18 protein-coding genes are annotated in these 26,286 nt (G+C 64.4%); 7 read left to right on the plus strand and 11 right to left on the minus strand.

Annotated elements, in window-relative coordinates; translation table 11 throughout:
- Positions 1–152: 152 nt before the first annotated feature.
- The 3 genes from AC1Q5P_RS16260 to AC1Q5P_RS16270 form a co-directional block, all read right to left on the minus strand.
- Positions 153–341: a hypothetical protein gene (locus AC1Q5P_RS16260; protein ID WP_039337629.1), complete on the minus strand. Its 189-nt coding sequence runs from the start codon at positions 339–341 to the stop codon at positions 153–155.
- 202 nt (positions 342–543) lie between these two features.
- Positions 544–1,911, minus strand: coding sequence for an alkaline phosphatase family protein (locus AC1Q5P_RS16265; protein WP_492519541.1), 1,368 nt, complete (start codon positions 1,909–1,911; stop codon positions 544–546).
- Between the two features lie 2 nt (positions 1,912–1,913).
- Complete coding sequence (locus tag AC1Q5P_RS16270) at positions 1,914–4,226, minus strand: TonB-dependent receptor domain-containing protein (protein WP_492519495.1); 2,313 nt, start codon at positions 4,224–4,226, stop codon at positions 1,914–1,916.
- Between the two features lie 177 nt (positions 4,227–4,403).
- On the opposite strand from AC1Q5P_RS16270, the gene AC1Q5P_RS16275 reads away from it, so the two are divergent.
- The 4 genes from AC1Q5P_RS16275 (at position 4,404) to AC1Q5P_RS16290 (ending at position 12,084) form a co-directional block, all read left to right on the plus strand.
- On the plus strand, positions 4,404–6,590 hold the full coding sequence (locus tag AC1Q5P_RS16275; RefSeq protein WP_492519542.1) for an RNA degradosome polyphosphate kinase: 2,187 nt from the start codon (positions 4,404–4,406) through the stop codon (positions 6,588–6,590).
- Complete coding sequence (locus AC1Q5P_RS16280) at positions 6,591–8,042, plus strand: Ppx/GppA phosphatase family protein (RefSeq protein ID WP_492519496.1); 1,452 nt, start codon at positions 6,591–6,593, stop codon at positions 8,040–8,042.
- A gap of 164 nt (positions 8,043–8,206) precedes the next feature.
- Positions 8,207–11,005: a TonB-dependent receptor gene (locus tag AC1Q5P_RS16285; protein ID WP_492519497.1), complete on the plus strand. Its 2,799-nt coding sequence runs from the start codon at positions 8,207–8,209 to the stop codon at positions 11,003–11,005.
- Complete coding sequence (locus AC1Q5P_RS16290) at positions 11,005–12,084, plus strand: phytase (protein WP_492519498.1); 1,080 nt, start codon at positions 11,005–11,007, stop codon at positions 12,082–12,084. Before AC1Q5P_RS16285 ends, AC1Q5P_RS16290 begins: the two co-directional genes overlap by 1 nt.
- A 42-nt stretch (positions 12,085–12,126) precedes the next feature.
- Here AC1Q5P_RS16290 and AC1Q5P_RS16295 read toward each other — a convergent pair whose 3' ends face one another.
- Positions 12,127–13,818 carry an MFS transporter gene (locus tag AC1Q5P_RS16295; protein WP_039337633.1) on the minus strand — a complete coding sequence of 564 codons (1,692 nt, stop codon included), beginning with the start codon at positions 13,816–13,818 and terminating at the stop codon, positions 12,127–12,129.
- A gap of 273 nt (positions 13,819–14,091) precedes the next feature.
- Between AC1Q5P_RS16295 and AC1Q5P_RS16300 the strand changes: the two genes are divergently transcribed.
- The gene (locus tag AC1Q5P_RS16300) at positions 14,092–14,715 is read left to right on the plus strand and encodes a response regulator transcription factor (RefSeq protein WP_039337634.1); all 624 of its coding nucleotides are present in this window, start codon (positions 14,092–14,094) and stop codon (positions 14,713–14,715) included.
- Here AC1Q5P_RS16300 and AC1Q5P_RS16305 read toward each other — a convergent pair.
- Both AC1Q5P_RS16305 and AC1Q5P_RS16310 read right to left on the minus strand, forming a co-directional pair.
- Positions 14,689–18,039: a hybrid sensor histidine kinase/response regulator gene (locus AC1Q5P_RS16305; RefSeq protein ID WP_492519499.1), complete on the minus strand. Its 3,351-nt coding sequence runs from the start codon at positions 18,037–18,039 to the stop codon at positions 14,689–14,691. The genes AC1Q5P_RS16300 and AC1Q5P_RS16305 overlap by 27 nt on opposite strands.
- Before the next feature lie 77 nt (positions 18,040–18,116).
- On the minus strand, positions 18,117–19,562 hold the full coding sequence (locus tag AC1Q5P_RS16310) for a S8 family serine peptidase (protein ID WP_492519500.1): 1,446 nt from the start codon (positions 19,560–19,562) through the stop codon (positions 18,117–18,119).
- A gap of 162 nt (positions 19,563–19,724) precedes the next feature.
- Here AC1Q5P_RS16310 and AC1Q5P_RS16315 point away from each other — a divergent pair, with 162 nt between their 5' ends.
- On the plus strand, positions 19,725–20,231 hold the full coding sequence (locus tag AC1Q5P_RS16315) for an RNA polymerase sigma factor (RefSeq protein ID WP_492476622.1): 507 nt from the start codon (positions 19,725–19,727) through the stop codon (positions 20,229–20,231).
- Positions 20,228–20,971, plus strand: coding sequence for an anti-sigma factor family protein (locus tag AC1Q5P_RS16320; RefSeq protein ID WP_492519501.1), 744 nt, complete (start codon positions 20,228–20,230; stop codon positions 20,969–20,971). The genes AC1Q5P_RS16315 and AC1Q5P_RS16320 overlap by 4 nt, the downstream gene beginning before the upstream one ends.
- Before the next feature lie 35 nt (positions 20,972–21,006).
- Here AC1Q5P_RS16320 and AC1Q5P_RS16325 read toward each other — a convergent pair whose 3' ends face one another.
- The 5 genes from AC1Q5P_RS16325 to AC1Q5P_RS16345 form a co-directional block, all read right to left on the minus strand.
- Entirely contained in the window at positions 21,007–22,164 is a 1,158-nt protein-coding gene (locus AC1Q5P_RS16325) for an OprO/OprP family phosphate-selective porin (RefSeq protein ID WP_492519502.1), read from the minus strand.
- Complete coding sequence (locus AC1Q5P_RS16330) at positions 22,161–22,979, minus strand: alpha/beta hydrolase (protein WP_492519503.1); 819 nt, start codon at positions 22,977–22,979, stop codon at positions 22,161–22,163. Before AC1Q5P_RS16330 ends, AC1Q5P_RS16325 begins: the two co-directional genes overlap by 4 nt.
- Positions 22,976–23,911, minus strand: coding sequence for an ABC transporter transmembrane domain-containing protein (locus tag AC1Q5P_RS16335; protein ID WP_039337639.1), 936 nt, complete (start codon positions 23,909–23,911; stop codon positions 22,976–22,978). Before AC1Q5P_RS16335 ends, AC1Q5P_RS16330 begins: the two co-directional genes overlap by 4 nt.
- Before the next feature lie 23 nt (positions 23,912–23,934).
- Positions 23,935–25,059: a P-loop NTPase family protein gene (locus AC1Q5P_RS16340; protein WP_492519504.1), complete on the minus strand. Its 1,125-nt coding sequence runs from the start codon at positions 25,057–25,059 to the stop codon at positions 23,935–23,937.
- A gap of 85 nt (positions 25,060–25,144) precedes the next feature.
- On the minus strand, positions 25,145–26,143 hold the full coding sequence (locus tag AC1Q5P_RS16345; RefSeq protein WP_492519505.1) for a hypothetical protein: 999 nt from the start codon (positions 26,141–26,143) through the stop codon (positions 25,145–25,147).
- Positions 26,144–26,286: the final 143 nt, after the last annotated feature.

Consider the following 26,286-nt stretch of genomic DNA (forward strand, 5'->3'; position numbering starts at 1 on the left):
GGCCATGGAAGCCGCCGGCATCAAGGTCTCCGCCTCGCCCTCGCTGCTGGGCGAGACGCTGGCCGAGGTGCTGAAGGAAAGGGTGTAAACCCAACGCCTTGTGGCAAGAACATCAGAGCCCCTGCGAAAGCGGGGGCTCTTTTTCTTGTGCGTCAGGCCCGCCGCCGTGCCGCAGCCTCAGTGGCATCTGCGCGAAAAGGCAGTTCTTCGTAGGCCGGGGTAAAACCAAGCCGGCGATAGAGTTCGGGACGGAGGTAAGGAAAGGCGTCGCCGGCGTCTTCGTGGACGCGGGCGCATTCCCCCAGGAATGTGTCGATCGTGCGAAAAAGGCCGCGTTTCATGGTTTGCCAATTGTTAGCGGGAATGCGCCGTAGACTTTTGCGGCAGGCCTGCTGAGTCGCGCCAACGCATTCCAATCTCGTCAAGATTCCGCAACGTGGTCGCCATCCGGAGAGCTTTCCAACTCTTTCGGACTCTCGGGCAACTCTACCCCAACTCTCCGGGGCAGAGCCCCAACTCTCCCCGGAGATTGAAGGGCAAAGCCTATTCGCCGACCTTCACAGCAGGGACCTGTGCATCGGGCAGTTTCGCCCCCATGGCATTGGCCAAGGTCGGAGCGATCGCGCGCATATCGATCTCGCCCAGACTGCGCCCCCTGGCCACGCCCTTGCCCATCACGAGGAAGGTCGATCGCATCTCGGGCATTGCCGGAAAATAGCCGTGCATCCCCTTGTAGCGCGAGGGTTTCGAGAGCGGCGCGTCGACCGCAAAGTTCCCTGCCAGTGCGCCCGGCTTCAGATCGACGAAGAAGCTGGCCTGCGGATTGCCACCCAGTCTGGCAATCTCCGCCCTGTCGATGACCTTTGCGATCTTCGCCTGTGGATCGGCGGCAAGCTTTTCCAACAGTGCTCCGACCAGACCGCTGAGCGCGGCGTCATCGGGGCGGGCGAGGACGATGGCGATCGAGCCGCCCGACGGCCACGGCATGGCGTCCCACGATGCAACCTTGCCGTCGGCGCCAAGCTTGATGAGGCCAGCGTCGATGAAGGGGCGGAACAGGTTCACTTCGGTGTCGGTGGCGACGAAGCCGTGGTCGCTGACCAGCGCGATTGTCGCGTCGGGGCGCGCGGCGAGTTCGGCGGCGACGAGCTTGCCGACAGCGGCATCCAGACGTTCGAGCACGGCGTTCGCCTCTGCGCTCCCCGGGCCAAAAAGGTGTTCCTCATGGTCGAGCGCCGCGAGGTAGACCGTCAGGAACTCCGGCTTCTTCGTCTCGATCAGGCGCACGGCGAACTTCGTGCGGTTCTCGTCCGCCTCGACACCTTCGTCGATCCCGTCGGCATAGGCGCCGCAATCGTGTTCGAGCGCTTCGTAGAGGCCGTCCGTCGCCAGCGCGCGGATCAGCTTGCGGTCATCGCCGTGGCCCGAACGCCAGATCTGCGGCATGTTCCAGGTGAGCGACTTGACCCCGACGCTGACTGGCCAGTGGACGTTGCCGGTGGTGAGGCCCGCCGCCTTGGCGGCGTCCCACAGCGTGGGCGCGGTGATGTCCTGCGCGTACCAGTACCAGCCGCCGTAGTTGATCTGCCTGGGATCGAAGGTGGTGTTGCTGACGATGCCGTGCATCGCCGGGGCGACGCCGGTGAGCAGCGTAGTGTGACTGGGATAGGTGACAGTGGGAAGATTGCCCATCACACCAGTGGCATAGGCCCCTTCCTTGAGGAACCGGCGCAAGTTGGGAATCCTGAGGCCACGCTTGTCGGCTTCAAGCACGTCGCCGGGGCGCAGACCGTCGATCGAGATCAGCAGGACGGACTTGCGCGCTTCCTGGGCCTTAACGACGACGGGCGCCGTGCTACCAAGCAGCACGACGCCCGCAATCAGGGCCCTTGCAGATGAAAGGCCGCGCATCATCAGAAGCCCGCCTTGAGCGTGACGAAGACCTGGCGTGGCGCGCCCGCCAGCAGGGTCTGGTTGTCACCGCTGAAGCCGAAGCCGTTCGAGCCGATTGTGGCGACATAACGCTTGTCGAACAGGTTCACCGCGTTCACCTGCAGTTCGATCGGCTGGCGCTGGCCGATGTTCAGGCGATAGCCGATGGTGGCATCGACGAGCGCGCGACCGGGCACCGACTGGTCGTTGAGGTAGGTGAAGTAGCGCTTCGACATCCAGTTCACCCCGACCCGTCCGAACACGGTGTCGCTGTCATACGACAGTTCGCCGCGCAGCAGGTGCTTGGGGGTATCGACCACGGTCTTGCCCTTGGTGGGACGGATCGTGGTGACGCCTCCTGCAGTGATGACGACATCATCGCGGTACGTGGTATCGTTGTAGCTGTAGGACGCGAAAGCGCCGAAGCCACCCGGCAGCTTGACGTCCACTGCCGCTTCGATGCCGAGCGCGCGGACCGAACCGACGTTCTGCAGGGCGTTGGTGGCCCCGACGATGCCGAGCGAAGTCGGGATGACCAGCAAGCGATCGCGGAAATCGACATAATAGCCTGCAAGCGAGGCATTCACGATGCCGGTGTTGTACCGCAAGCCCGCTTCGTAGGTGTCCGAGCTTTCCGGCTTGATCGTGTCCTTGATCGCATCGAAGCCAGCCTGCGTTGACGAGAACGGGCCGCTGGTGGTGGAGGCCTGATAGGCGCGCGTCACCTGCGTAAAGCCCGCAAAGGCTTCGAGACCGTTGCCGAACTTGTAGTTCAGGCCGACATGCGGCTGGAACCAGTCCTCGACCTTGAGGTCGCCGGTGGCGCGGCTGTTGGTGTTGACCAGCGCAAAGGCGTTGGTGTCGACCGAGTAGCCCTTCCAGCCCAGATTTACCTTCAGATCGCCAAGGTCGATATCGTCCGAGACGTAGTATTGCAGCGTGTCGGTTTCGAACGCGATGGACCACTGTGTGAAGAATGGGTTGCGCTGGAAATCAAGGTGATCGCGGCCCGGATTGGTGCGGCTTTCGTATCCATAGAAGCGGCGCGACTGGATGAAGTCGTTCTTTTCGTACCAACCGCCGATCAGCAGCTGGTTGAAGCCGAATTCGCCCGTCCACGAGGCGAACACGCCCTTGCGCTTGATGTCGTATTCGGTCGTGCGGATCGACATCGGCACGCCCGATGGACTGGCCAGATACGGCGTGCCCCAGGTGCCCTGCCCGTCGTTCTCGTGGTAATAGCCCTTGACGGCGAGCTTGCCGGTATCGCCGGTCTGGATGGTCAGGCCCAGCGCGGCAAGCGTATCCTTGCGCAGACCGGAGGCGTCGTAATAGGCGTCATCGGCGATGATGAACGGCGACGGATAGGTGGTTCCTGCAGCGGGATTGGTCGGCGTGACGCCGCTGTAGCCCGTATTCGCGGCAATATCGGCAATGTTGATGGCTTCGGCATAGCGCGAGGGGCCGAAGTTGTCCCAGTCATAGCCGAGACGATCGATCATCTCGAGGCTGAGATCCTGGTAGTCCTGCTCGGCGCGGTCGGAATAGCTGATGTAGCCATCGAGATCGACGGTTTCGCCCAGCGGCAGCACGGCCTTGGCATTGGCCATGAACGTGCGCTGCTTGCCATCGCCCTTCCACTTCTTGCCATCCTGATACTGTACCGAGGCATAGCCGCGCGCGCCGTCAGCCGTGCCGAGCGCGACACGGACGAAACCACGGTATGTCTCCGCCGAACCATAGGAGGCTGAAACGTCGGCGCCGAGCACGTCCTTGGGATCGATCGAGAAGAACTCGAGCGTGCCGCCGAGGTTGTTGGTCGACTGTGCCGCAATCGAGCCCGATCCCTGGCTGACGCGCGTGACGCCAATGTTCTCGGGGCTGATCGCGCGGCTGATGTGGAGGCCGTTGGCATTGCCGTAGGACATGTCGCCCAGCGGAATGCCATCAAGATTGAAGCCAAGCTGGTTCTGGCTGAAACCGCGGATCGTGACGCGCGTGGACCATTCGTAATTGCCGAAGGCGTCGGCCGACTGGAAGTTGACCGAGGGCAGCTTTTCGATGGCCTTCAAGGGGCTGGTGCCCGAGGCGAGGATGGTCAGCTCCTGCGTGGAAAGTTCCTGCACCTGGCGGGTCTGGCCCGAACCCAGGACGACGATTTCGGCGTTGGCGGAATCCGCAGCGGCAGCCGCGTCAGCAGCTGGGGCGACGTCTTCTGCGGCAAAAGCCGGGGCAGCCACTGCAAAAGCAGCGATGGGCGAAGCGCTGGCGAGCAGCACGGCGACGATACGCATGGTGTTATCCCTCATAGACCACATCGGTGTGGCGAGGGCCTGCTAGGCGTGTGCTGTTGCAGGATGATGGAGATTCGGCGTCAGATCAGCGACATCGGCGTGACGATGAGTTGACAGCAATCATCCGGAACAGGACTGTCACGCGACTGTAACGCGAGATGCGCAATGGCCTTGAAGATGTCAGCGGGGGAAAGCAGCGTGCAGATTGAAGACTTGCCGCCGGTTCAGGAGCGGTTCTTCAATCGCGAGCTGAGCTGGCTGGCCTTCAACCGGCGTGTCCTGGCCGAGGCAGTCAACCCCGACTATCCCTTGCTGGAGCGGCTGCGCTTTCTTTCGATCAGCGGCAGCAATCTCGACGAATTCATGATGGTGCGCGTGGCAGGGATCGCTGCGCAGGTCCGCCGCCAGATCGACGAGCTTTCGATCGACGGAAAGACTCCGCAGCAGCAGCTGGGTGCGCTGCTGGACGCGGTGAAGGACCTGATCGATTCACAGCAGGACGTGCTGGCCGACCTGAAGGACGAACTGGCCGAGGCCAGCATCCGCATCATAGACAACGATGCCCTGAACAAGGGCGAGGCCGAGTGGCTGCGCGACTACTTCGAGGAGCACGTTGTCCCTGTCCTGACGCCGCAGGCGATCGACCCGGCGCACCCCTTCCCGTTCATCGCCAACCAGGGCACCGGCATCCTGTTTCAGCTGCAGCGCACCGCCGATGGTGCAGCAGTGACGGAAATGATCCTGATCCCCCCTGCCCTGCCGCGCTTCGTGCGTCTGCCGGGGCCCAAGGCCTCTTGGGTGGGGATCGAGGAACTGGTTCGGCGCCATGCGACACTGCTGTTTCCGGGGTTCAAGATCCTCGGTAACGGCACCTTCCGCGTGCTGCGTGACAGTGACATCGAGATCGAGGAGGATGCCGAGGATCTGGTGCGCTACTTCCGCACCGCCATCCAGCGGCGGCGGCGGGGCAAGGTGATCCTGCTGCACCTGCAGGAGAACTTCGACGCCGACGCCGAGAAGCTGCTGCGGCAGCAGCTCAGGCTCGATCACGCGCTGGTCATCAAGAGCCGGGGACTTCTGGCGATCAGCGGGCTTTCCGCGGTGATCGAAGAGGACCGCCAGGATCTGAAGTTCGATCCATACAACCCTCGCTATCCCGAACGCATTCTCGAGCATGACGGCGACTGCTTTTCCGCCATCCGCGAGAAGGATCTGGTGATCCACCACCCGTACGAAAGCTTCGAGGTGGTGATCGACTTCCTGCGGCAGGCCGCAGCCGACCCTGACGTGGTGGCGATCAAGCAGACGCTTTATCGCGCCGGCAAGCAGTCAGCCGTGATCGCAGCGCTGATCGCTGCGGCCGAGGCGGGCAAGTCGGTGACGGCGGTGGTCGAACTCAAGGCGCGCTTCGACGAAGAGCAGAACCTGATGTGGGCGGCACAGCTGGAACGCGCGGGCGTTCAGGTCATCTACGGCTTTGTCGACTGGAAGACCCACGCCAAGGTGAGCATGGTGGTGCGGCGTGAAGCCCAGAGCAATGGCGGTAGCGGATACCGGACCTACTGCCACTTCGGCACCGGCAACTATCACCCGATCACCGCGCGCATCTATACCGACCTGTCGTTCTTCACCGCCGATCCGCGCATGGGGCGCGATGCCGGGCAGCTGTTCAATTTCGTGACGGGCTATGTCGAGCCCAAGCACACCGAACTGCTGGCGATCAGCCCGATCAACCTGCGCGAGAAGCTTTACGAATGCATCGAGCGCGAGGTGACGCTGGCGAAGAAGGGCCGCCCGGCGATGATCTGGGCCAAGCTCAACCAGCTGACCGATCCCGACCTGATCGACCGGCTCTATCTTGCCAGCATGGCAGGCGTGGAAATCCGGCTGGTGGTGCGCGGGATATGCTGCCTGAAGCCCGGCGTGCCGGGGCTTTCGGAGACGATCGAGGTCAAGTCGATCATCGGACGCTTCCTCGAACACAGCCGCATCTGGGCCTTCGGCAATGGCGCCAACCTGCCGAACAAGCGGGCGCGGGTGTTCATCTCGTCGGCCGACGGGATGAGCCGCAATATGGGTCGGCGGGTGGAAGTGCTGGTGCCGGTGAAGAACCCGACCGTGCATGACCAGATCCTTGACCAGGTGATGCTGGCGAACCTGCTGGATACCGAGCAGAGCTGGGAATTGGGGCCGGATGGCGAGTACGAGCGGTTCGAGAAGCCAAAATCCGACAATGCCCCCTCGTTCAACCTCCACGGCTATTTCATGACCAACCCGTCGCTTTCAGGGCGCGGTGCGGCGCTTTCCAAGGGAAGAAAGGTACCAAAGCTTGCGTTGCGGCGCGGGGCGGCTAACCGTGGCTGAGTGAAGGCTCGACAGACCATCTACGATTGGACGCAATCGCGCGCGATCATCGACATCGGCTCCAACACCGTGCGGCTGGTGGTCTATGGCGGACCGCCGCGCGCGCCGGTGACGCTGCTGAACGAGAAAGTGACGGCCAAGCTCGGCAAGCACGTGGCCGAAACGGGCAGGCTTTCGGACAAGGCGGTGGAGAGCGTGCTGGCGGCACTGCGGCGCTACAAGGCTCTGCTTGACCTTGCACGGGTGCCGCGCGTTGACGTGGTGGCGACGGCTGCGGCGCGCGATGCGACAAACGGGCCAGAGTTCCTGGCGCGCATTCGCGAAATCGGCTTTGAGCCGCGACTACTTTCGGGCGATGAAGAGGCCGAGACGAGCGCGACGGGCGTGCTTGGTGCATTTCCGGGGGCTTCGGGGATCGTTGGCGACCTTGGCGGTGGCAGCCTCGAACTGGTTGACATTGCTGCTGGCGGGACGAGCCATGGGGTAAGCCTGCCGCTGGGCTCGCTGCGCCTGCCCGCGTTGCGGGCGCGGGGCGACAGGGTGTTCGTGCGAGAGATCAGCCGGATGCTGGCGGGGGCCGACTGGGTGGCCGAGCCCGAAGCGACGCTCTACCTCGTCGGCGGGTCAATGCGTGCGCTGGGCCGTGCGATGATGGTGCAGCTGGACTGGCCGCTGGATGACACCCACGGCTTCGCGCTCGATGCCGGCAAGGCGCTGGAGCTGGCAAAGCGGTTCGCGCGGCGGGGGCAGGCGCTGCAGCAGATCGATGGCGTTTCGGCGAGCCGGGCCGCAAGCATTCCCGACGCCGCGGCGTTGCTGGCGGTGCTGCTGCAGAAGCTGGAGCCGAAGGGCATCGTGTTCTCGTCATGGGGCCTGCGCGAGGGCGTGCTGTTCGGATCGCTGCCCGACGCGGTGCAGCGCGAGAATCCGTTGCTGGCCGGAGTCAGCGCCTTCGTAGAGCCGCTTGGCGTCGATGCAGTGCTGGTCGCGGCGACGGTGGCGGCGATGAGGGAGGTTGCGGCGCTGGCGGACTCGGCAGTCGGGCGTGCGGCGGTGATGCTGTGCCTTGCCGCCGGCAGGGTCGAGCCGAACCTGCGGCGCGAGCTGCCGATGGAATGGGGCCTGCAGAAGCGCTGGGTGGGCGTGGACAACGCCGGGCGCGCCGCGCTGGCCAGCGCCTTGCGGGCGAGCCTTGGCAAGGGCGGTGCCGGCCAGGTGCCGTGGAGCGCCCTCGCCCCGGACGACCTGCTGTTCGAGGCGCGGACCCTTGGACATGCGGCGCGGCTGTGTCGGCGGCTGAGCGCGGGATCGGCGCGGGTGCTGGAAGAGGTGCGACTGCGGGCCGAGGGCGACACAATCGTGATCGACAGCCCTGACCCGGACCTTGTCGGCGACAGCGCGTTGCGCGACCTGCGCGAGCTGGTGCAGCACTGCAACTTGCCTGCCGCCTGACATTTTGCGTGACAGCTTGTCGCGTGTGAACCGAACACGCGCCCTTCTTTCCGCAATTGTTACGGCTGTTTGAAACGCATTCTTCGTTCTGCCTTCGAACTGTCGCGTGACCGTCAAACGCAGTGCCTAGGGGCTCCCCAGCCAAGTCATTCAGGGGGCTTACCATGACATCTGTATTTTCCGCGGCGAGCAGCCGCACCCTTGTTCGTGCGATGCTGCTGGGTTCGGTTGCCGCACTCGCTTCCACGCCAGCCTTTGCCGAAGACCTCGCCGCCGAGGAAAGCGCCGAGACGCCGATCGTGGTGACCGGCGAGCGTCCGATTGCCGAATCCGAAGCCGCCGCGCTCGACGTGCAGAAGAAGTCGGATTCACTGGTGACGGTGTTGTCGTCCGACGGCGTCGGCCGCCTGCCCGACCAGAACATTGCCCAGGCCACCAGCCGCCTGCCGGGCGTTGCCATCGAGCGCGATCAAGGCCAGGCGCGTTACATCTCGCTGCGCGGTGCGCCGAACTACTGGACCACGTTGAGCTTCGACGGGATCAATGTCGTCAGCCCCGAGGGGCGCGATGCGCGGTTTGACTCGATCCCCTCGGCCATTGCCAAGCAGGTCATCGTGTCCAAGGCGGTAACGCCGGACATGCCGGGCGAGACGGTTTCGGGCAACGTCAACGTCATCACCCGGTCGGCCTTCGATTTCGACGGGCTGCACGTGCAGGGCAAGGCCGGGATCGGCTATGCCGAACTCGGCGACCGGCGCGAATACGAAGGATCGCTGGTGGTATCGGATCGCTTCAAGGCAGGCGACGGCGAAATCGGCGTGCTGCTCTCGGGCAGCTTCTTCGAACGCAACATGATCACCGACAATTTCGAGATCGACTGGGAGCGCGTCAGCCAGGATCAGCGCCCCGGCAACGGCACGCGCTTCTGGGCGCGCGAGACCGAGAACAAGCTCTATCGCCTGCGCCGCCGCAACTGGTCGGTGTCGGGGCGCATGGACTGGAAGCCCGACAGCCAGAACACGATTTCGCTGCGTTCGATCTACACGATCTTCACCGACGACGAGGCGCGCGACAACTACATCTTCGACATGGATGACAAGCAGAGCGACCTTCCGAACAGCTCGGCCGCCTGCCCGACCACGGTCAACACCATGCCGACGACGACTGGCTATGCCGACGTGTGCATCGGCAACACGCCGCTGAAGGGCACAGTCTACGGAATCGACATCAACCAGCGCTCGACGCTCCGCGCGTTCCGGCAGTCGATCTTCACCAATACCCTCGAAGGCACGCACGAGTTCTTCGAAGGCTGGAAGGTGAACTGGCTGGGCAACTACACCGAGTCCAAGGACGACCGTTCGGTGGTGGGCGAAGCGCGCTGGAACAGCCCTTCCACGCGTTCTGCCCGTCCGACGATAGCTTATGACTTCACCAATCCCGGCCGCAACACGCCGCTGCTGTTCACCACCGTGCAGCTTTCCAGCCCGACGCGCTACACGGCGGGCAATGCGGTTACGGCGATCGACACCTTCGCCAAGCCTCTTGCCGAGTTGCGTCTGCTTGACGCGGTGGACACGACCAAGGCCTATACTGGCCGGCTGATCGTGGCGAAGGACACAAGCTTCCTTGGCAGCGATGCCACATTCAAGCTGGGTTTCCAGTTCGACCAGCGCACCAAGATAGTGGACGAAAGCCAGATCTCGCTGACAGCGGCGGGCGACTTCGCCACGATCGGGATTCCCACCAACTACAACGACTTCTCGCTTGATCAGGCGTTCCTCGGCGCGATCCCGATGGGCTACAACTTCCGGTATTTCGATACCGACAAGATGCGCCAATATGCCGATGCGGCGCGGGCCAATTTCACCTTCACGCCCAACACCGCGAACATCTATGACGTGCGCGAGCAGGTCTTTGCCGGATTTGCCATGGGCACGCTGCGGTACGACTGGGGTTCAATCGTCGGCGGTGTCCGTGTCGAACACGTGAAGAACCGCGGGATTGCCGAGGCCGACATCGCCGGAACCAAGGGCATTGTCACCGCCGAGGCGAGCCAGACCCTCGTTTTCCCGAGCCTTCACCTCAATTATGACTTAGCCGAGGACAAGAAGTTCAGGCTTTCGTTCAACAGCGGCGCGGCGCGTGCGGACTATGACCAGATCCGCCCGAACGTGACCGTGAACGATGCGAACCTGACGATCTCGGGCGGCAATCCCGGCGTGAAGCCGGAACGCGCCTATGGCGTGGATGCCTATTTCGAATGGTACGTGCGTCCGCAGGGCTACCTGATGGCCGGCGTCTTCTACAAGAAGGTCGAGGACGTGCTCTATTCGCAGCGCCGCACCTTCAATTCGGACGTGCTCAACAGCGGTGGCGTGGATCGTTCGCAGTACACCTTCACCGGCATCACCAACGGCGGTGACGGGCGCATCTTCGGCTTCGAGGTGGCGGCGCAGCTGCAGCTGGAACCGTGGACCGAAAGCCTTGGCCTGCCAGACTTCATGGGCGGCTTCGGCGTCAGCGCCAACCTCACGTACAACGACAGCGAGGTGACCAAGCCTGCGGTGGGCGACGTCCCTGCCCGCAAGGTACGGCTGCCCGGCACGTCCGACTGGGTCTACAACCTTGGCGCCTATTACGAGAAGTACGGCCTGTCGCTGCGCCTGCAGTACCAGCGCCGCAGCACCTGGCTTGATGGCTATGCCGACGACCTGACCGATGCCGGCGATACCTATTGGGCCGCCGACGACGAACTCGATTTCTCGGCACGCTATGCGATCACGAAGAACTTCGAGGTCTATTTCGATGCCTCCAACCTGCTGAACAAGCCGGGCCGCCGCTATTCCGAGCCGGGTAACCTGCTGACCGCCACGGGAATCCCGACGCCGCACACCGACATCTACACCATCGAGTACGAACGCTTCGGCCGTCGCTATGCGGCGGGCGTGCGGGTGAACTTCTGATGGCCGCTTTCGCCAAGTTCGTCACGGCAGGATCGGGGGCTTTGCTCCCGGTCCTGTTCCTCTCTTCTTGCGCCAGCGTGGAGGAGTTCCCGCGACCATCCTATCCGGCGGTGGACGTGGCAGCGACGGCTGAGACCGCGCCGGTCGGATCCGCCAATGCCGATGCCGCCGATGACCCGGCGATCTGGCGCAATGCTGCTGATCCCGCGGCCAGCCTGATCGTCGGCACCGACAAGAAGGCGGGGCTGTATGTCTATGGCCTTGACGGCAAGGTGCGCGATTTCGTCGCGGCGGGTGCGCTCAACAATGTCGACTTGCGCGAGGTGCGGCCCGGCTTCGTGCTGGTGGCGGCAAGCGACCGCAGCGACTTGGCTGAGCCTAAGATCGCGCTGTTCCGGCTGGATGGCGCGACGGGCAAGCTGACCAGCCTTGGCGTGAGGAGCTTCCTTGGGGCCGGTCACGCTCCAGCCGAGGCCTATGGCTTCTGCATGGGCAAGGCGCTGGCTGCAGGCGAACTGGCGCGGGCCTATGTCGTGCTCAAGGACGGCACGGTGGCGGAAAGCGCACTAGAAGAGGTTGGCGGCATGATCACCGCGCGGCATCTGCGCTCTATCCGCTTCCGCACGCAATCCGAGGGATGCGTGGTGGATGACCGCACCGGCCTGCTCTACGTGGCCGAGGAGGACGTTGGCATCTGGCGGGTCGACTTGCGCGCCGCGGTCCTTCAGGCGGATGCCTTTGCCATGGTCGGCGCGGAAAAGGGGCTGGCAGCCGATGTCGAAGGGCTGGCGCTGGCACCCGAAGGACGGGACGGCGGAATGCTCGTCGCATCAAGCCAGGGTGACAATGCCTATGCGCTGTTCGATCTGACCACAGCGCAACCGCGCGGCCGCTTCCGCATTGCCGCAGGCCAGTTCGGCGCAACCAGCGATACCGACGGGATTGAACTGATGCTTGGGGACTTCGGCCCTGCCTTTCCTACTGGCCTGTTCTTGGCGCAGGATGGCGATAACGCGCCGCGCGCGCAGAACTTCAAGATGGTGCCGTGGCAGGCGGTGCTGGACAACCTCAAGCCATAAGCGGTGCGACGGGGGCGTCTTCGGAAGCCCCCGCGCTCCGCGTCAGTCGTCGATGCTGCGCTTGTAGGTTTCCGGCAGGAAGACCAGGCCGATCACGCAGGTGGCAGCGGCGACGATCACCGGGTACCAGAAGCCGTAATAGATATCCCCGTTGGCCGCGACCATGGCAAAGCCGATGGCGGGTAGCAGGCCGCCGAGCCAGCCGTTGCCGATGTGGTAAGGCAGGCTCATCGAGGTGTAGCGGATACGGCTGGGAAACAGTTCAACCAGCATCGCCGCGATCGGGCCATAGACCATGGTCACCAGCAGCACGAGGTAGAACAGGATCGCAACGACCAGCGGCTTGTTGATCTCACCGGGATCGGCCTTGGCGGGATAGCCAACCGTCTCCAGGCCAGTCGCAACCTCCTTGGCGAAGGCGGCGATGGCGGCTTTCTTTTCCTCGCCGGCAACCTTGCGCGGATCGGGCGCCGCCAGTGTCGTGGTTCCGATCAGGATCGTGGCCGGCGTTCCCGCAGCAGCGGCGACGTTTTCGTAGTTCACGGCCGCCTTGGCGAGCGCGTTCTTGACGATGTCGCAGCTGGTCGTGTCGAACTTGTTGGCGCCGACCGGGTCGAACTGCGAGGAACATTCCGCCGGATCGGCCATGACCTTGACCGGGGCATTGGCCTGGGCATGGGCGAGCGCCGGGTTCGCCGCTGCGGTCAGTGCCTTGAACGCCGGGAACATGGTGAGCGCAGCCAGCGCACACCCCGTCAAGATGATCTTCTTGCGGCCGATCTTGTCGGACAGCCAGCCGAAGAACAGGAAGAACGGGGTGGCACAGGCCAGCGCGATAATGATCAGGGTATTGGCGGTCAGGCCATCCACCTTGAGCATCTTCTCGAGGAAATACATCGCGTAGAGCTGTCCGGTGTACCAGACCACCGCCTGTCCGGCGATGGCGCCGAAGAACGCGATCAGCACGATCCTGAGGTTCTTCCATTCGCCGAAGGCTTCGGACAGCGGGCGCTTGGAGGAGGTGCCTTCCGCCTTCATCTTCTGGAACACGGGTGATTCATGCAGCTTGAGGCGCAGCCACAGGCCGATGCCCAGGAACAGGCCCGAAAGCAGGTACGGCACGCGCCAGCCCCAGTCCTTGAAGGCCGCTTCGCCAACGCCGGTGACAGGCGAGCGTACGAGGATCACGATCAGCAGCGCCATGGCAAGGCCCGCCGTGGCGGTGATCTGGATCCAGCTGGTATAGAGGCCGCGCTTACCCTCGGGCGCGTGTTCGGCAACGTAAGTCGCCGCGCCGCCATATTCGCCGCCAAGAGCAAGGCCCTGGAACATGCGCAGCACGACCAGCATGATCGGCGCGGCGACGCCGACGCTTTCATAAGTGGGCAGGCAGCCGACGAGGAAGGTCGACAGACCCATGACCAGCAGCGTGACAATGAAGGTGTAGCGACGGCCGACCATGTCGCCGATCCGGCCAAAGACCAGCGCGCCGAACGGGCGGACGATAAAGCCCGCCGCGAAGACCAGCAGCGCCATGATGAACGACGTCGTCTCGTTGAGGCCAGTGAGGAACTTGGCGGCGATGATCGCGGTGAGGAGGCCGTAGAGGTAGAAGTCGTACCACTCGAACACTGTGCCCAGCGATGAGGCCGTGATGATCAGCTTCTCGCTGTGAGTGGCCTGGTGATGCTTCGGCAAGGCCGAGATATCATCGGGAGTTTCCAAGTCGGGCATCCTCGTTCCATGTTCTTGTTGGCTTCTTGATAAGGTCTTTGGCGGCAAATCGGAATTTAATCGACGGCCTGAGCAATGCATTGCACAGTCTTCGAGAGTGCGACGACGCGACAGGCCGCCGATGGTCGTAGGTATGCGACCAAAGTCGAAGGGCAGGACGGGTGCTACAGGGCGGGATGGTGGGGGTTGTCCACGGTGCGGCAGCGGATAAGCTGCATCACGGCACCGCGCTGATGATCCTTTTCGACGCGGCAAGGGCCATGAAGGAGCGACGTGAGCGAAACTGTCCTGGTAGCCGACGACCACCCGCTGTTCCGGCAGGCGCTGGCGCTGGCCGTGGCGAACGTGGCGCCCCGCGCCCGGGTGATCGAGGCGGGAACGCTTACGGCAGCAGCGCGGGCAGCAAGCGAAGCATCCGACCTCGCGCTGGTCACCCTCGACCTGAAGATGCCCGGAGCGATCGGCTACTCCGGCATTGCCCTGCTTCACGCCGAACGCCCCGACGTGCCAATCCTGGTGGTCTCGAGCGCCGAAGGGGCGAAAGTTGCAGACGAAGCGCGCGCATTCGGTGCGGTCGGCTTCCTTCGCAAGGATGCCGACCTGGCGGCGATCGAAGATGCGATCCGCGCAGCCCTGAGCGGACAGGCACCGGCCAGCGCGAACGCCGAGCCGGTTGAAGAGATGCGCCGCGAAGTGGCGGACCTGACACCAACCCAGCTCAAAGTTCTGCTTGCCGTGCTCGACGGCAAGCTCAACAAGCAGATCGCCTATGACTTGGGCATGAGCGAAGCGACAGTGAAGGCGCACATGACCGCGATCATGCGCAAGCTCGACGTGCAGAACCGCACGCAAGCTGCCCTGATTGCCCGCTCACTGGGTCTCGACCTGAAGAGCTGAGGCGCAACGGGCAAGAAAACCTGCGATCTCGTCGGCATCGACAGGCTTGGAAAACAGGGGGATCTTCCGCAGTCTCAGGCGATTGCGCAGCGCCGTGCCGTTCTCGGCTGACACCATGGCCAAGGCCAGCGCGGGATTGCGGAGGCGGGCCTGATCGATCAGGCACAGGCCATCTTCGCCCGCTTCGAGGTGATAGTCCGCCAGGAGCACATCGGCATGCACGACCTGCGCCAGCGCAGCGTCAGCGTTGTTCGCGACCATGACGGTGTGCCCCAGACTCTCGACCAGTGCGACCGAGGCATCAATGATGTCCTGCTCGTTGTCGACGACGAGAACCCGGAGGGGGCGCAACGGCGCCAGCGTCAGCGGCACTGCCGAGGGAGCAGCATCTCTCGGCGGCGCTCCGTCAAAGGCCGGAAGCGTCACACTGAAGCGGCTGCCCCGCCCGACATGCGACACGAGGGCAATGCGCGCACCGACAAGGCGAGCAATGCGTTCGACAATGGCGAGGCCAAGCCCCAGGCCCTCCGCCTCCACCACGCCGAGCCGGGTGAACTCGGCGAAAATCTCGCGCTGGCGTTCGGGGGGGATGCCGACGCCGCTATCGACCACATCGATACGCAGGTCCGCCCCGCGCCGGCGCACGCCAACAAGCACGCCGCCCTTCGGGGTATAGCGAAGGGCATTGGCAAGAAGGTTCTGCAGTATCGAGCGCAGCAGGGCGCGGTCGGTCTCGACGGCACCGGGCAGCGGCCCGAGCCTGATCGCAAGACCTTGTGCCTCGGCCAAAGGACGCAAGGTCTCGACCAGTTCCTCGACAAGCGGAGCCAGCAGGATCGGCTCGGGATTGGGGTGGATGCCGCCGGCATCGAGCTTCGAGATATCCAGCAGCGTGCGCAGCAAGGCTTCGCCCGAGACAATGGAGCGGTCGATCCTCTCGGCAAGAGCCTTTTGCGAACCCTCGAGGTTGCGCCCCAGCGCGGCCGCGAACAGGCGGGCAGCGTGAAGCGGCTGAATCAGGTCGTGGCTTGCCGCCGCCAGGAAGCGCGTCTTGTCACGGGTGGCAGCGGCGAGACGATCATTCACCTCGCTTAATTCGCGGGTGCGCTCGGCCACGCGCTGTTCAAGTTCGTCAAGCGTGCGTGTGAGCTCTGCACGGACCTGCGCTTCTTCGGTGATGTCGGTGAACGACGTGAGATAGCCTCCGCCCGGCATCGGGCCGCCGACCGACTTGATGATCCGCCCATCCCCATGCTTGCGTTCCGATTGATAGGCACGGCGGGCGCGCAAATGATTGAGGCGCTTGGCGACCTCTACCTCGACCGGATCGGAAAAATCCCCCCGCATGACGTTGAATCGGATGAGATTTGCAATAGGGACGCCAACCCTGACGAGGTCAGCCGGATAGCCGAAAAGTTCGACATATCGCGTGTTCCAGGCCACCAGATTAAGATCGGCGTCAATCACGCTCACGCCGGACTGAAGGTTCTCGAACGTAGCGGCGAGCAATTGGCGCGAGAAGCCGAGAGATTGCCCGCCCTCATCCAGCAGGCGCGCCACATCTGCCGCAGTCATCCTTGCGCCGGCCAGGGCAGAGGCAACCAGCAGCCGCGCGGAGGAATTACCGACCACGCCGGAGATCAGATCCTGCGCCAGGCGGGCTGACAGGCGGTCGACTGGCTGCCCGTGACGTTCGGGCGGGAATGCGGCAATCGCTCGCTCGTTTCCCACGAACCGGGCAGTGAGAGCAGCCAGGTCCGCGAGGTTTCCAGCCGTGCGCCCGGAAGACAGCAAGCGCGGCAGGCGGGGCGCACTGCGCTTGCCCGCCCTGACCAGCGCAAGCACGGCAAGGTTGGCCAGAAGGCTCCACGCGACACCGTGGACCAAGGGGCTGGCATTACCCAGGCCAAGGAGGCGCAAGGGATTGAACAATGAGCCCTCGAGCCATGCCAGCACGGCATCAGGCAGGACCGGCGGCAGGGCGAGCGTGTAGAGCCACAGCGCGAAGCCGGTAAGCAGACTGGCCCGCGCCGCAAGCGGATCGTGCCCTGGCGAGGCAACCGCCATAAGGAGATGGGGCACGAACTGGACCATGGCCGCAAAGGCAACCAGCCCGATCGAGGCAAGCGAGTGCGAGGGGTCGACCAGCATGGCCCAGAGCAAGGCGAGGCCGACGATACCGACGATGGCGGCGCGCCGTACCAGCAGCATCCGGCGTCCGAGATCCCCCGGTGCAGGTCGGCCCTCGTTGCGCAGCAGTGCCGGGAAGATCAGGTCGTTCGAGACCATGATGCCAAGCGCGGCGGCATCGACGATGACCATGGCCGAGCCAGCACTGATCCCGCCAAGAAGCGCTACGAGGCCGATGCCTTGGTACCCGCTGCTTTGTGGCAGGAGCAGCACGTAGCTGTCTGGCGGAACGCCCGGCGGAAGGGCAACCAAGCCGGCCAGCGCGATTGGCAGGACGAGTGCTGCCATTGCCAGCACATAGGCCGCCAGCCCGAGACGCGCGTTGGGCAGATCGCGCGAGGAGTGGGCTTCGGCCAGGCCCATGTAGAACTGGCGCGGCAGCACCACGATCGCGAAAGCCGAAATCACGCATATCACCAGCGTTTCGACGGTAAACTGGCTGGGTGCGAACTGCTGCTCGACGACCAGCCAGGCCCTCTGCCATGCGACCGGCGGCGCCTTGGCAAGCACGAGCACGGCAACGAAGCCGACGAGAGCAAGGGCGATGAGCTTCAGCAGCGATTCAAGCGCAATCGAGAAGACCAGCCCCTCGCTGCGCCCGGCAATCTCGTAGCGTCGCGCACCGAACAGGATGGCGAAGACTGTCAGCACGCAAGCCGCCGCCAGCATCGCCGGAAAAGCAATGGGGCTGCCGGAGGAGATGGCCATCGCCGTCCCGATGGAACGCAATTGCAACGCGATGTAGGGCACCGTGCCGCATAGCGCCATGACCGTGATGATCCGCGCAACGCCTGGATCGTGGCCAAACCGGGCAGCGATGAAATCCGAAATGGTCGAGGCTCTTTCGCGCTGGACCTCTTCGGCCAGGCGAGAAAAGAACGCTGGCGCAAACAGAAGCAGCAGTGCTGGCGCCACATAGATCGGGAGATAATTCCACCCCTCGCTGACCGCGCTGCCGACCGCGCCATAGAACGTCCAGCTGGAGCAATAGACGCCAAGCGCGAGAGTATAGGCGACGTGCCGCATCTTCGGGCTGCGGCGCAGGGACATGTGTCCGCGCTCGGTCAGTGCAGCGACGCCGAATAGCAGGGCGAAGAGCACCAGCGCCAATAATCCTGCGATCTGTCCGCTCATCCGCTGTCAGTGTTCCAATGCGCTGCTGACAGGGTGATCCACGATGCCGGTTTCAGCAAGGAAAGCCATCCGCGTCGCTACTCGATCAGTCCAAAGCCGTAGGTCTCGTCGAAACCCTGCGCCCCCAGATCCTTCGCCGCTTTCCTGAGCTGCAGCCGGCAGGCAGAAGCATCCGCGCCGGTAGCGCGACAGCGGCCGAGCCAGGCTGAAACGACCGGCGTGGCGAACGATGTCCCGGTGAACCTCGCTAGATTACCCCCGGCCTCTGCCGCCAGGACATCGACTCCGTAGCTGGCAACGGCGATATGCCTGCCGCGCTGGGCCAGCCGATAGACCCGGCGATCTTTATCGACCGCGGTTACTGCGATTACGCCCGGAACGGCTGCCGGATAGGACGGCGGTGCCGTGGGGCCACCGTTTCCGGCCGCGGCGACCACCACCTTGCCAGCCTTCACCGCATCACGAATGAGGCGGTCGAGAATAGCGTTGCGCGGTCCGGCCAGGCTCATGTTGATGACCGGAGCGCCCTGGAGCAAAGTCCATTCCAGCGCTGCGGCAATGACTTCGGCAGAGGTATATGGGCGATCCGCCGGGCCCCTGAAGATGTTGGCGCTGTAAATGGTCGGACGACCGGCACTGGCCAGCAAGGAGGCCACTGCAGTGCCATGCCGGGCCTGCGCCTGCGGCGTGGCCCCTTCACTCCACGGAACGATCCGGGCCTTGGCGAGCGCTTGATGCGACACGACTGCGGTATCGATCACGCCAACCGAAAAGCTTTCGTTTGCGCGGGTTGGCATTGTTCTTTCACGTGTCTTGTGCGGTTTGCTGCCAGCTGTCAGGTCCATGCCGTAATAATGGACGACGTCGACTGTGGCGCCTGGGGCAAGTTCACGCAGCCGATCCCTGGCGAGAGTTGCGCTGGTTCCGCTAGGGGCCGCAAGGCGCAGCAGGTCGCGGTCGAGCGCTTCGAGACGGGTCCGCTCGATGATCCGGTAACCGGAGCGCTGTATCTGCACCAAGACGCCTTCGGGCACATCCAGAGCAAAGACTTCGCCGCGCCGGACCGGAAATCCGCGCTCGTCATGTTCGGCGCGTTCGCCATCGGCGATGTCCCGGATTTCGGCGCTGCTTCCCCGTTCAAGGCTGTCGTCGTCTGACTGCTCGGCAAGCTCGGCGGCATCCTCAAGCTCGTCCTCGGCTTCGTCTGCCAGTTCCTTTTCGTAGTCCGCTTCGGCCCTTTCGGCATCCTCGGCAGCCTTGGCTTCATCCTCGGCGCGATCGGCTTCCAGCTTGGCGAGATCCTCGGCGGCCTTTGCCGGTTCGCGCACCTCCCGTTCTTCAATGCGACTGCGATCACGTTCGAAGCGGGCGGCGCGCTCTTCCGCGCGCTGGGCAGCGCGATCCTGCTCGCGCTCCAACCGTTCCTGCGCACGCTGGGTTTCGGGCGGATCGCGGTCATGCGGGAACACGGGCACTGCAAGCAACCCGATGGCAATTCCTGACAGGATGGCGCGCATGTCCATGGATGAAATCCTGCTTGATACGCGCCGACAACGACTGCAAGTGCCTGCTATTCCGATGGTCGGCAACTTTTTTGTAGCGCGACCGAGAGCGGGTTGGAATAGCCGGACGCACAAGACGTTGTGGGGGCATGGATGGAGCAGGCAAATCACGATGCAGGAGCAATGCGCGCGGCTATAGTCGCCACATTGCCGCGCCTGCGGCGGTTCTGCCAGGCCATGGCCGGCAATGCTGCCGATGGAGACGATCTCATGCAGGCCACGGTTGAAAGGGCGCTGCGGCGTGCCGACCAGTTCGAGCCAGGCACGCGGCTCGACAGCTGGATGTATCGCATCGCGCAGAACATTCACATCGATGGTGCGCGCGCTGCCCGGCGGCGCGGCACGGCAATCGATGTCGATGCCCTCCACGGTATTGCCGGCAGCGATGGGCGCGAGACCGTCGAGAACCGGTCGCAACTGTCCGCTGCCCAGCGCGCGCTGCAGGCGCTGCCCGATGATCAGCGTGCGGTCTTTGCCCTCGTGGTGATCGAAGGCCGCAGCTATCGCGATACCGCCGAAACACTGGAGGTGCCGGTGGGCACGGTCATGAGCCGACTTGCCCGGGCCAGGGCAAGGATCGCCTTATGCCTTGGCGAAACGCAATTCACGCAGAAGGATGCCCAACCATGACCCCTTCGCGCGAAGAACGGCTTGCCGCATGGCTTGACGGCGAGCTTACCGGCGCAGACCTTGACGCATTCGAGGCTGAACTTGCTTCCGACCCCGAGCTCAAGGCCCTTGCCGACGAATGGGGCGCAAACGACGCCCTGATCGCCGGGGCTTTTGCGCCGGTGGCAGAGGCGCCAATCGATCCGGCAATGCTCGAACGGCTCGGCCTTGGCGAACCGGCTCCGCTTGCGGTTCCGCCCCCACCCCCGTCCCCACCCTCATCCTTGGCCGCCAACGACAATCCGCCATGGTGGAGACGCCATGCCCTGCCACTGGGCGGAGCGATTGCGGCGAGCCTCGTGGCCGCTGTGGTGCTTGCCCCTCGCGGTGGCTCGCCTGATCGCGATCCGTTCTCGCTCGCTCTGGATCGGACGCCTTCGCTGGCTTCGGCAGAGCTGCCCGATGGCCGCAGGATCACCCCGGCGCTGACCGCGCGCGCGGCCGATGGGCGCTGGTGCCGCGAATTTGGCGAAGGTGGCAAGGTGGCCGTGGCCTGCCGCGACACGAAAGGCGTCTGGACGATCGAAGCGCAGGGGGCTGGCGGAACCTCTTCCAACACCGGGGACTACGCAGTGGCAGCCGGAGCCGACGATGCCGTGCTGGAGGCAGCCCACCGTCGTCTGCAGCTGGCCGATCCGCTTGATGCGGCTGCAGAACAGGCGCTGATCGCAAACGAATGGGGCGGCCACCCCAGCAGGTGACCGCCCCGGCGGAAGCCAACCCGAAAGGCTCCGCTTTAGAAGTTCACCTGAGCACGCAGGACACCCACGCGATTCTTGACCGGCGCGCCCCCGCTGGGGAAGCGGACGCGGTTGTCGGTGTATGTGGCCAGCAGGCGCAGATTGGTGCTGATCGTCCAGATTGCGCTGGCACTGAGCGCGCGGCCGATGCCCCTGTCGAAAGTGCCATCGACCAGATCGAGGCGGCTGTAGCGCGCGGCGATTTCAACAGCACCTCCGCCCTTGCGACGTTCCGGACCGCCGAAGATTCCACTCGACGCACTGTAAGCATGGCGCTGACCTGTCACGATCCAGCCGACCTGGACGGTCTGGCCATTGAAGCTGCGATCGTCCCGCAAGGTGCGATGCAACTTGAGCGACAGGGCCTGCGCCTGAACCAGCACCGGGCCAAGCGAGACGGCTGCTTCGACGTTCAAGGCCCTGAGCGTTTCGAGCGATCCGAGCGTACCGCTGGACATGATGTTAGGAGCGAAGACGGAGCCAGGGTCGGCGGTAAAGCGTACGCGCTCGATCGCTGAGAATGTCCTGCGTTCTCCTCCGACGCCCAGATGCACGATTGCCTTGCGTGAGCGAACCGGCGCAAACGTGAGCCTGCCCACCACACCCTTTCCGCGCTCGGTGGTGCGGCCTTCATCGTTGGCGAGAGCATCGGTGAAATACCCCACGCTGGCGCTCCAGTTCCGGCCGCCGGAGGAGATCGCGCTGCCAAGGCCGAAGCCGCCGGTTAGGGCAGATGCCATCGAGCGTTCGGCAAATGGCGTGGCATTCGAACTTTGCATATCCTCCATCGAGAACGGCACGATCATGTTGCCGCTCTTGATCTCGAGGTTTTTCACCGGCTCGATAGAGGCCCAGAGATTGCGCCAGCCTCTGGCCCCGGCGAATTCACGGTCAACGCGAAAGCCCAGGATCTCGCCAACCTTGCCGGACAGCTCGATGCGGGCGCGGCGGACGTCGGCGCTGGTCACTCCTGTACGTTGCAAGGCGGGATCGTCGAAGACGCTGGCGTCAAGATGCAGGCGTCCGCCGAGGTTCAGTTGCAGCGGGCCTGCATCAAGCGTGAGGCCTTTCTCATCCGCTTTGACCTCTTGCGCATGGGCAGGCAGAGCACAAAGGGCGATTGCGGGGGCGATAGCCCTTGCAAAGGTGTTCATGTTTCGGGTTCCTCGGGTTTGGCCCGGCCCGCGCCGAGCTGGTGTAGGACAAGCGGGACGAGGCCGAGCTGGACGGCATCGCCGAAGGCGTGGCTCAGGCCTGGAATGATCGTCAGGCCGCATGAAAAGCCCGCCTTGCGCATGGCCCGGTCCCAGCGTCGGGCGCGCTGGAGGCGATGGACGCCCTGCACGGCGTCAATGGCATCGGAGCGCCGCAAGGCTTTGTCCTGCCGCCGGTCAAGCGAGCCGACCAGCACGTCGAAACGGACATCTGCGAGCGCGGCGTGATCGATCGGGCCAGGAGCGTCCTGAAGGCCGAGTGGCCACGGGAGGCAGCAATCGGGCATGGTGTACCATCCGGAGGCGGCAGCGATGCAATGACGCACCTTGTGAGGGTGGAGCATGGCGAACCGGTGGGCGAACTGAGCCCCGCCGGAAAAGCCGAACAGGTTGCACTGCGCGCCATGCATGCCGAACCGGACAGCCGCATCTGCAAGGATGTCGAAAAGGGCATCGTCGCAATGCAGAGCGCCATCCGGATCGCGCACTTGCTGATATCTGCCGAAGCTCCCGCGCTCGAACAGAGGGGCGATCACCGGGATGCCGTGCAGCGCAGCAAGTTCGCCAAAGCGCAGCGCCAATTCTGCGGCGTTACGTGAAATCCCATGGACCACCACGAGCGGGACGGCATCGCTTGCGCAGTTCTCGGGGATCACCGCGTAATAGCGGCGGGCTGGCGTCGCCGGCAGGGTAACGAACTGCGGCAGGGTCATTGTGATTGCAGCCGTTTGCGGGATCGGGAACAGAGCGGTCATGCGCAGTCCTGTCTGTTTGCAGGTCGAAAGCGGTGCCTGGGCTCGGCAAGGTCGACCAGCACTAGGGAATCCGGTTGCGGAGGCGCCTTGGGAAGGCGCATCAGGCGCCGGATGCGAAGCGCCGAAATACGCGCGGAGATCCATAGCTCTGCCGCGCGGGCAAGGTCGTTCAGGGCAAGGCCAGCTGTGCCGATCACCACGACCGTTCCTGAAATCGCGCCACCATCGAGCAGCACGACCAGCACGATCAGGCTGGTCAGCAGGTGCGGCAGACCACGCAGGGTTCCGGTCCACCAGGCACGCCGCAACGCGGCACGGTTCAGGGCATCGCTGCGCCGCCGAAGGCGCCGCAGCCGGGCTCGCTGCCGTGGGGGAACGGCACCGTCCGCCATTTCTGCAATCGTGTCAGAAGCAAAGGCGGACAGGCGCCCACGGGTGCGCCGCACCTCGCGGACCGCGCGCGACATCGGGCCCAGCAGGGCGGCTCCTGCCGCCATGCCAAGCAACAGAAGGGTGGCGATCCTTGCGCAAAGCCATGGTGATTGCGCCGCGGCCCAGGCCAGAAGGGCAGCCACGAGGATTGGCGCTGTGGCGGCACGCGGCAACCCGTCGCTCAACCACTGGCGCCGGGCGGACAGGTCGCCAACAAAGACCTGCAGCAGGGCCCCATGGCGCTGGCGGGCGATCTGCGACGGATCGGCCCGCAAGATGCGCCGGAACAGCCCGGCGCGCACTTGCGCCACTTCGTGCCAGCCAATCGCCTCGCACAGCCTTCGGCGCGCCACCTCCAGCCCGAAAGCGCAGAGCAGCGCGACCACCGCTAGCGCAACTATGGGCGAGGCGGCCGGCTGCTGCGCTGCGCGGTGCACAAGCGCGGCGCCGACGAGCGTTGCGCAGGCTTGCGCAACGGCCACCGAAACCGGAGGCAGCATGCGCCGCGCGATGGATGGGGAAATCAGGCGAGGCACGATTTCGCATCGCCAGCGAAGCAGATCTTCGGCGCAGTCAGGGGATCGCGCAAATCGGCCAGCGACAGGACCGGCCAACCGAGCGCCGCTTCGGCTTCTCGCACGGCAAGCGGTGACGCACTGAGCAGACCGGACACGCCAAGCACCCGATGCCCCGCCCTCACCAGCCAGTCATGGCCAGCCACCGCGCCCATTGCATCGCCTGCCGCGAACAGCACGCCGTGCAGCGCCTCACGCAGGCGGCCACACTTGAGGAGGGCGCCGGTTTCGCGCTGCAGCAAGCCGTCGGCCACTTCGATGACGATGATGTCCGGTTTCGATACCGCGCTGTGGGCGATGAGCGAAAGGGCGACACTCTCGATGCGGTCAAGCGTCAGGCCAGCGGTCGAAGTATGACCATGATCGGTGAAATCGAGAACAGAGCGCGCGCCAGCATCAAGCATGGTCCACAGATCGCCACCGGAGCCCGTCCCCGTGACCTTGCTCGCAGCGACATTGAGGCCGGCCCGCGACAATCCATGGATCAACCCGGCCGCAGCAGTCGTCTTCCCGGCATTCATCGACGTACCGACCACCGCGACGACGGGGGGCAGGAGAGGTGGCAGGGTCAGGCGAGGCAGTCCGAACCAACCGAGGTTGATGACCTTGCCATCATCATCGGCCAGCAGGCCAACCGGCTCGATCCGCGTGGCCGACCGCATCTTGGCGTGGCGGCTGAGGACAAGACCGGCGACGCCACCACCGGCGACCAGATCACAGGCCGAAAGGTCCTGAGGTACGATGGCCTCGAACTGGTCGGGTGCGTAGCGTTCGCCATAGGCGACGATGATTTCGTCGCCGACATAGAGCTGGGCGCGGCGACCATGGGGGGATTCAAGCTTCTGGTGCTGGCCGAGCTGCGCCACCCGCGCCAGCACCAGATCCCCCGCACGCGGCCTTACGTCGCTGCGCAGCCGTGTCGCCAGATCAAGGTCGACACGGCGGGTGGTAAAGGCCCGCTTTGCAGCCATGCGGCGATCCTCGCGCAAGGGCCGCCCCTTGCGCGCGATGGTCCCTGTTACGTCCTGGCTTGGTGCAACCAGGCTTCCCTGGGCTTGCAGGTCCTGCAGCATGTCCAATCACCCCTTCTTTCCAATCGGGGCGACAACGACAGCAATTCAGGCTTATTCCATCGGCTGCAGAATTTTCTTCAACCCCTCAGTTCAGGCGCCAACTGAGCGACAGGCCACCGGCGAAATCGGTGCTGCGTGCGTTGAAGCCGGTGCTGGCAAAGACCTGCAGGCGCAGCTTTCGCGAAAGACCGAAGTTGATCCAGCCGGTAGCTTCACTGCTGGCAATGCGACCCGGCGTCGCCGATTCCTGCCAGTCATAATCAGCACCGACGATCGTGCCGCCAGGAAGCCGGTAGCTCACCCCACCGCTTGCCCCCCAGGTGTCCTGCAACGCCGATCCCGCCGGTTTGCCGAGAAAGCGATAGCGCGCACCGGCAAACAGGCTGAAGCTTCCGATGTCCTGCACGATATCACCGCTCACGGTGACGTCGGCCTTGCCGGTACCAAGGCGCTTCGCTCTGGAGGCAGTGGGCAGCTTCACGCGCGTGCCAAGGTCGAGCCAAGTCGACCGGCCGAGTTCCAGCGAGTAGCCCAGTGCAACCGAGACATCGCCCAGCCCGCCCCGGCTGTTGGATATGGGCGCACCGGGCACTGGCGGCGTGATGATGCCTCCGCTGCCGCTGTCATCATCGCCGCCCGATGAACCCGAACCGCCGCTGCCAGAGCCTCCAGAGCCGGAATCGTCAGATCCCGAACCTGAACTTCCCGAACCGGAACCCGATGAGTCATCGCTTCCGGACCCACCGCTGCTGCTATCCTCGCCCGAACTGAGGTCTCCGAATCCGGCATCGCGCCCCTGCGGCGTGTCGAGAATGCTTCCCGGGCCATCGATATGGACCCAGGGAACGGAAAGGCGGATCGAAAACCCGCCCTTGCGGTACTTGATGGCGACAGGCGCGGAGACGACTTTGGTCGTCGCGGTATCGCCATATTTGCCTTCGGAGTAATTGGCTCCGGCACTTGCGCGCCAGACCGCCGGCTCATCATCCTGCTGCGTCTGCGCTGCCGCCTCTTGCGCTGCCGCTGCCTGCACAGAGGCTATGCCCGCCAGCAGGATAGCGCCTGCACGCAATGCATTCTTCATCGTACCCCCCTCGTCTGGCCGTGTGGTGATCCATCACAGCCCCCCATAACGACACGACTTGCAGCATTATTCCGGGCAGAAAAGCAATTTTCGCACGGCCGGAGCATCCGGCACCCAGACAGATGCGCGAAAATCGATCGCTG

The sequence above is a fragment of the Novosphingobium sp. GW835-FHT14H07 genome (genome assembly GCF_058793515.1).

Coding starts and splice junctions, on each gene's coding strand:
- AC1Q5P_RS16260 (WP_039337629.1), bottom strand. CDS start 341: ATGAAACGCGGCCTTTTTCGCACGATCGACACATTCCTGGGGGAATGC.
- AC1Q5P_RS16265 (WP_492519541.1), bottom strand. CDS start 1,911: ATGCGCGGCCTTTCATCTGCAAGGGCCCTGATTGCGGGCGTCGTGCTG.
- AC1Q5P_RS16270 (WP_492519495.1), bottom strand. CDS start 4,226: ATGCGTATCGTCGCCGTGCTGCTCGCCAGCGCTTCGCCCATCGCTGCT.
- AC1Q5P_RS16275 (WP_492519542.1), top strand. CDS start 4,404: ATGTCAGCGGGGGAAAGCAGCGTGCAGATTGAAGACTTGCCGCCGGTT.
- AC1Q5P_RS16285 (WP_492519497.1), top strand. CDS start 8,207: ATGACATCTGTATTTTCCGCGGCGAGCAGCCGCACCCTTGTTCGTGCG.
- AC1Q5P_RS16290 (WP_492519498.1), top strand. CDS start 11,005: ATGGCCGCTTTCGCCAAGTTCGTCACGGCAGGATCGGGGGCTTTGCTC.
- AC1Q5P_RS16295 (WP_039337633.1), bottom strand. CDS start 13,818: ATGCCCGACTTGGAAACTCCCGATGATATCTCGGCCTTGCCGAAGCAT.
- AC1Q5P_RS16305 (WP_492519499.1), bottom strand. CDS start 18,039: ATGAGCGGACAGATCGCAGGATTATTGGCGCTGGTGCTCTTCGCCCTG.
- AC1Q5P_RS16310 (WP_492519500.1), bottom strand. CDS start 19,562: ATGGACATGCGCGCCATCCTGTCAGGAATTGCCATCGGGTTGCTTGCA.
- AC1Q5P_RS16315 (WP_492476622.1), top strand. CDS start 19,725: ATGCGCGCGGCTATAGTCGCCACATTGCCGCGCCTGCGGCGGTTCTGC.
- AC1Q5P_RS16320 (WP_492519501.1), top strand. CDS start 20,228: ATGACCCCTTCGCGCGAAGAACGGCTTGCCGCATGGCTTGACGGCGAG.
- AC1Q5P_RS16325 (WP_492519502.1), bottom strand. CDS start 22,164: ATGAACACCTTTGCAAGGGCTATCGCCCCCGCAATCGCCCTTTGTGCT.
- AC1Q5P_RS16330 (WP_492519503.1), bottom strand. CDS start 22,979: ATGACCGCTCTGTTCCCGATCCCGCAAACGGCTGCAATCACAATGACC.
- AC1Q5P_RS16335 (WP_039337639.1), bottom strand. CDS start 23,911: ATGCTGCCTCCGGTTTCGGTGGCCGTTGCGCAAGCCTGCGCAACGCTC.
- AC1Q5P_RS16340 (WP_492519504.1), bottom strand. CDS start 25,059: ATGCTGCAGGACCTGCAAGCCCAGGGAAGCCTGGTTGCACCAAGCCAG.
- AC1Q5P_RS16345 (WP_492519505.1), bottom strand. CDS start 26,143: ATGAAGAATGCATTGCGTGCAGGCGCTATCCTGCTGGCGGGCATAGCC.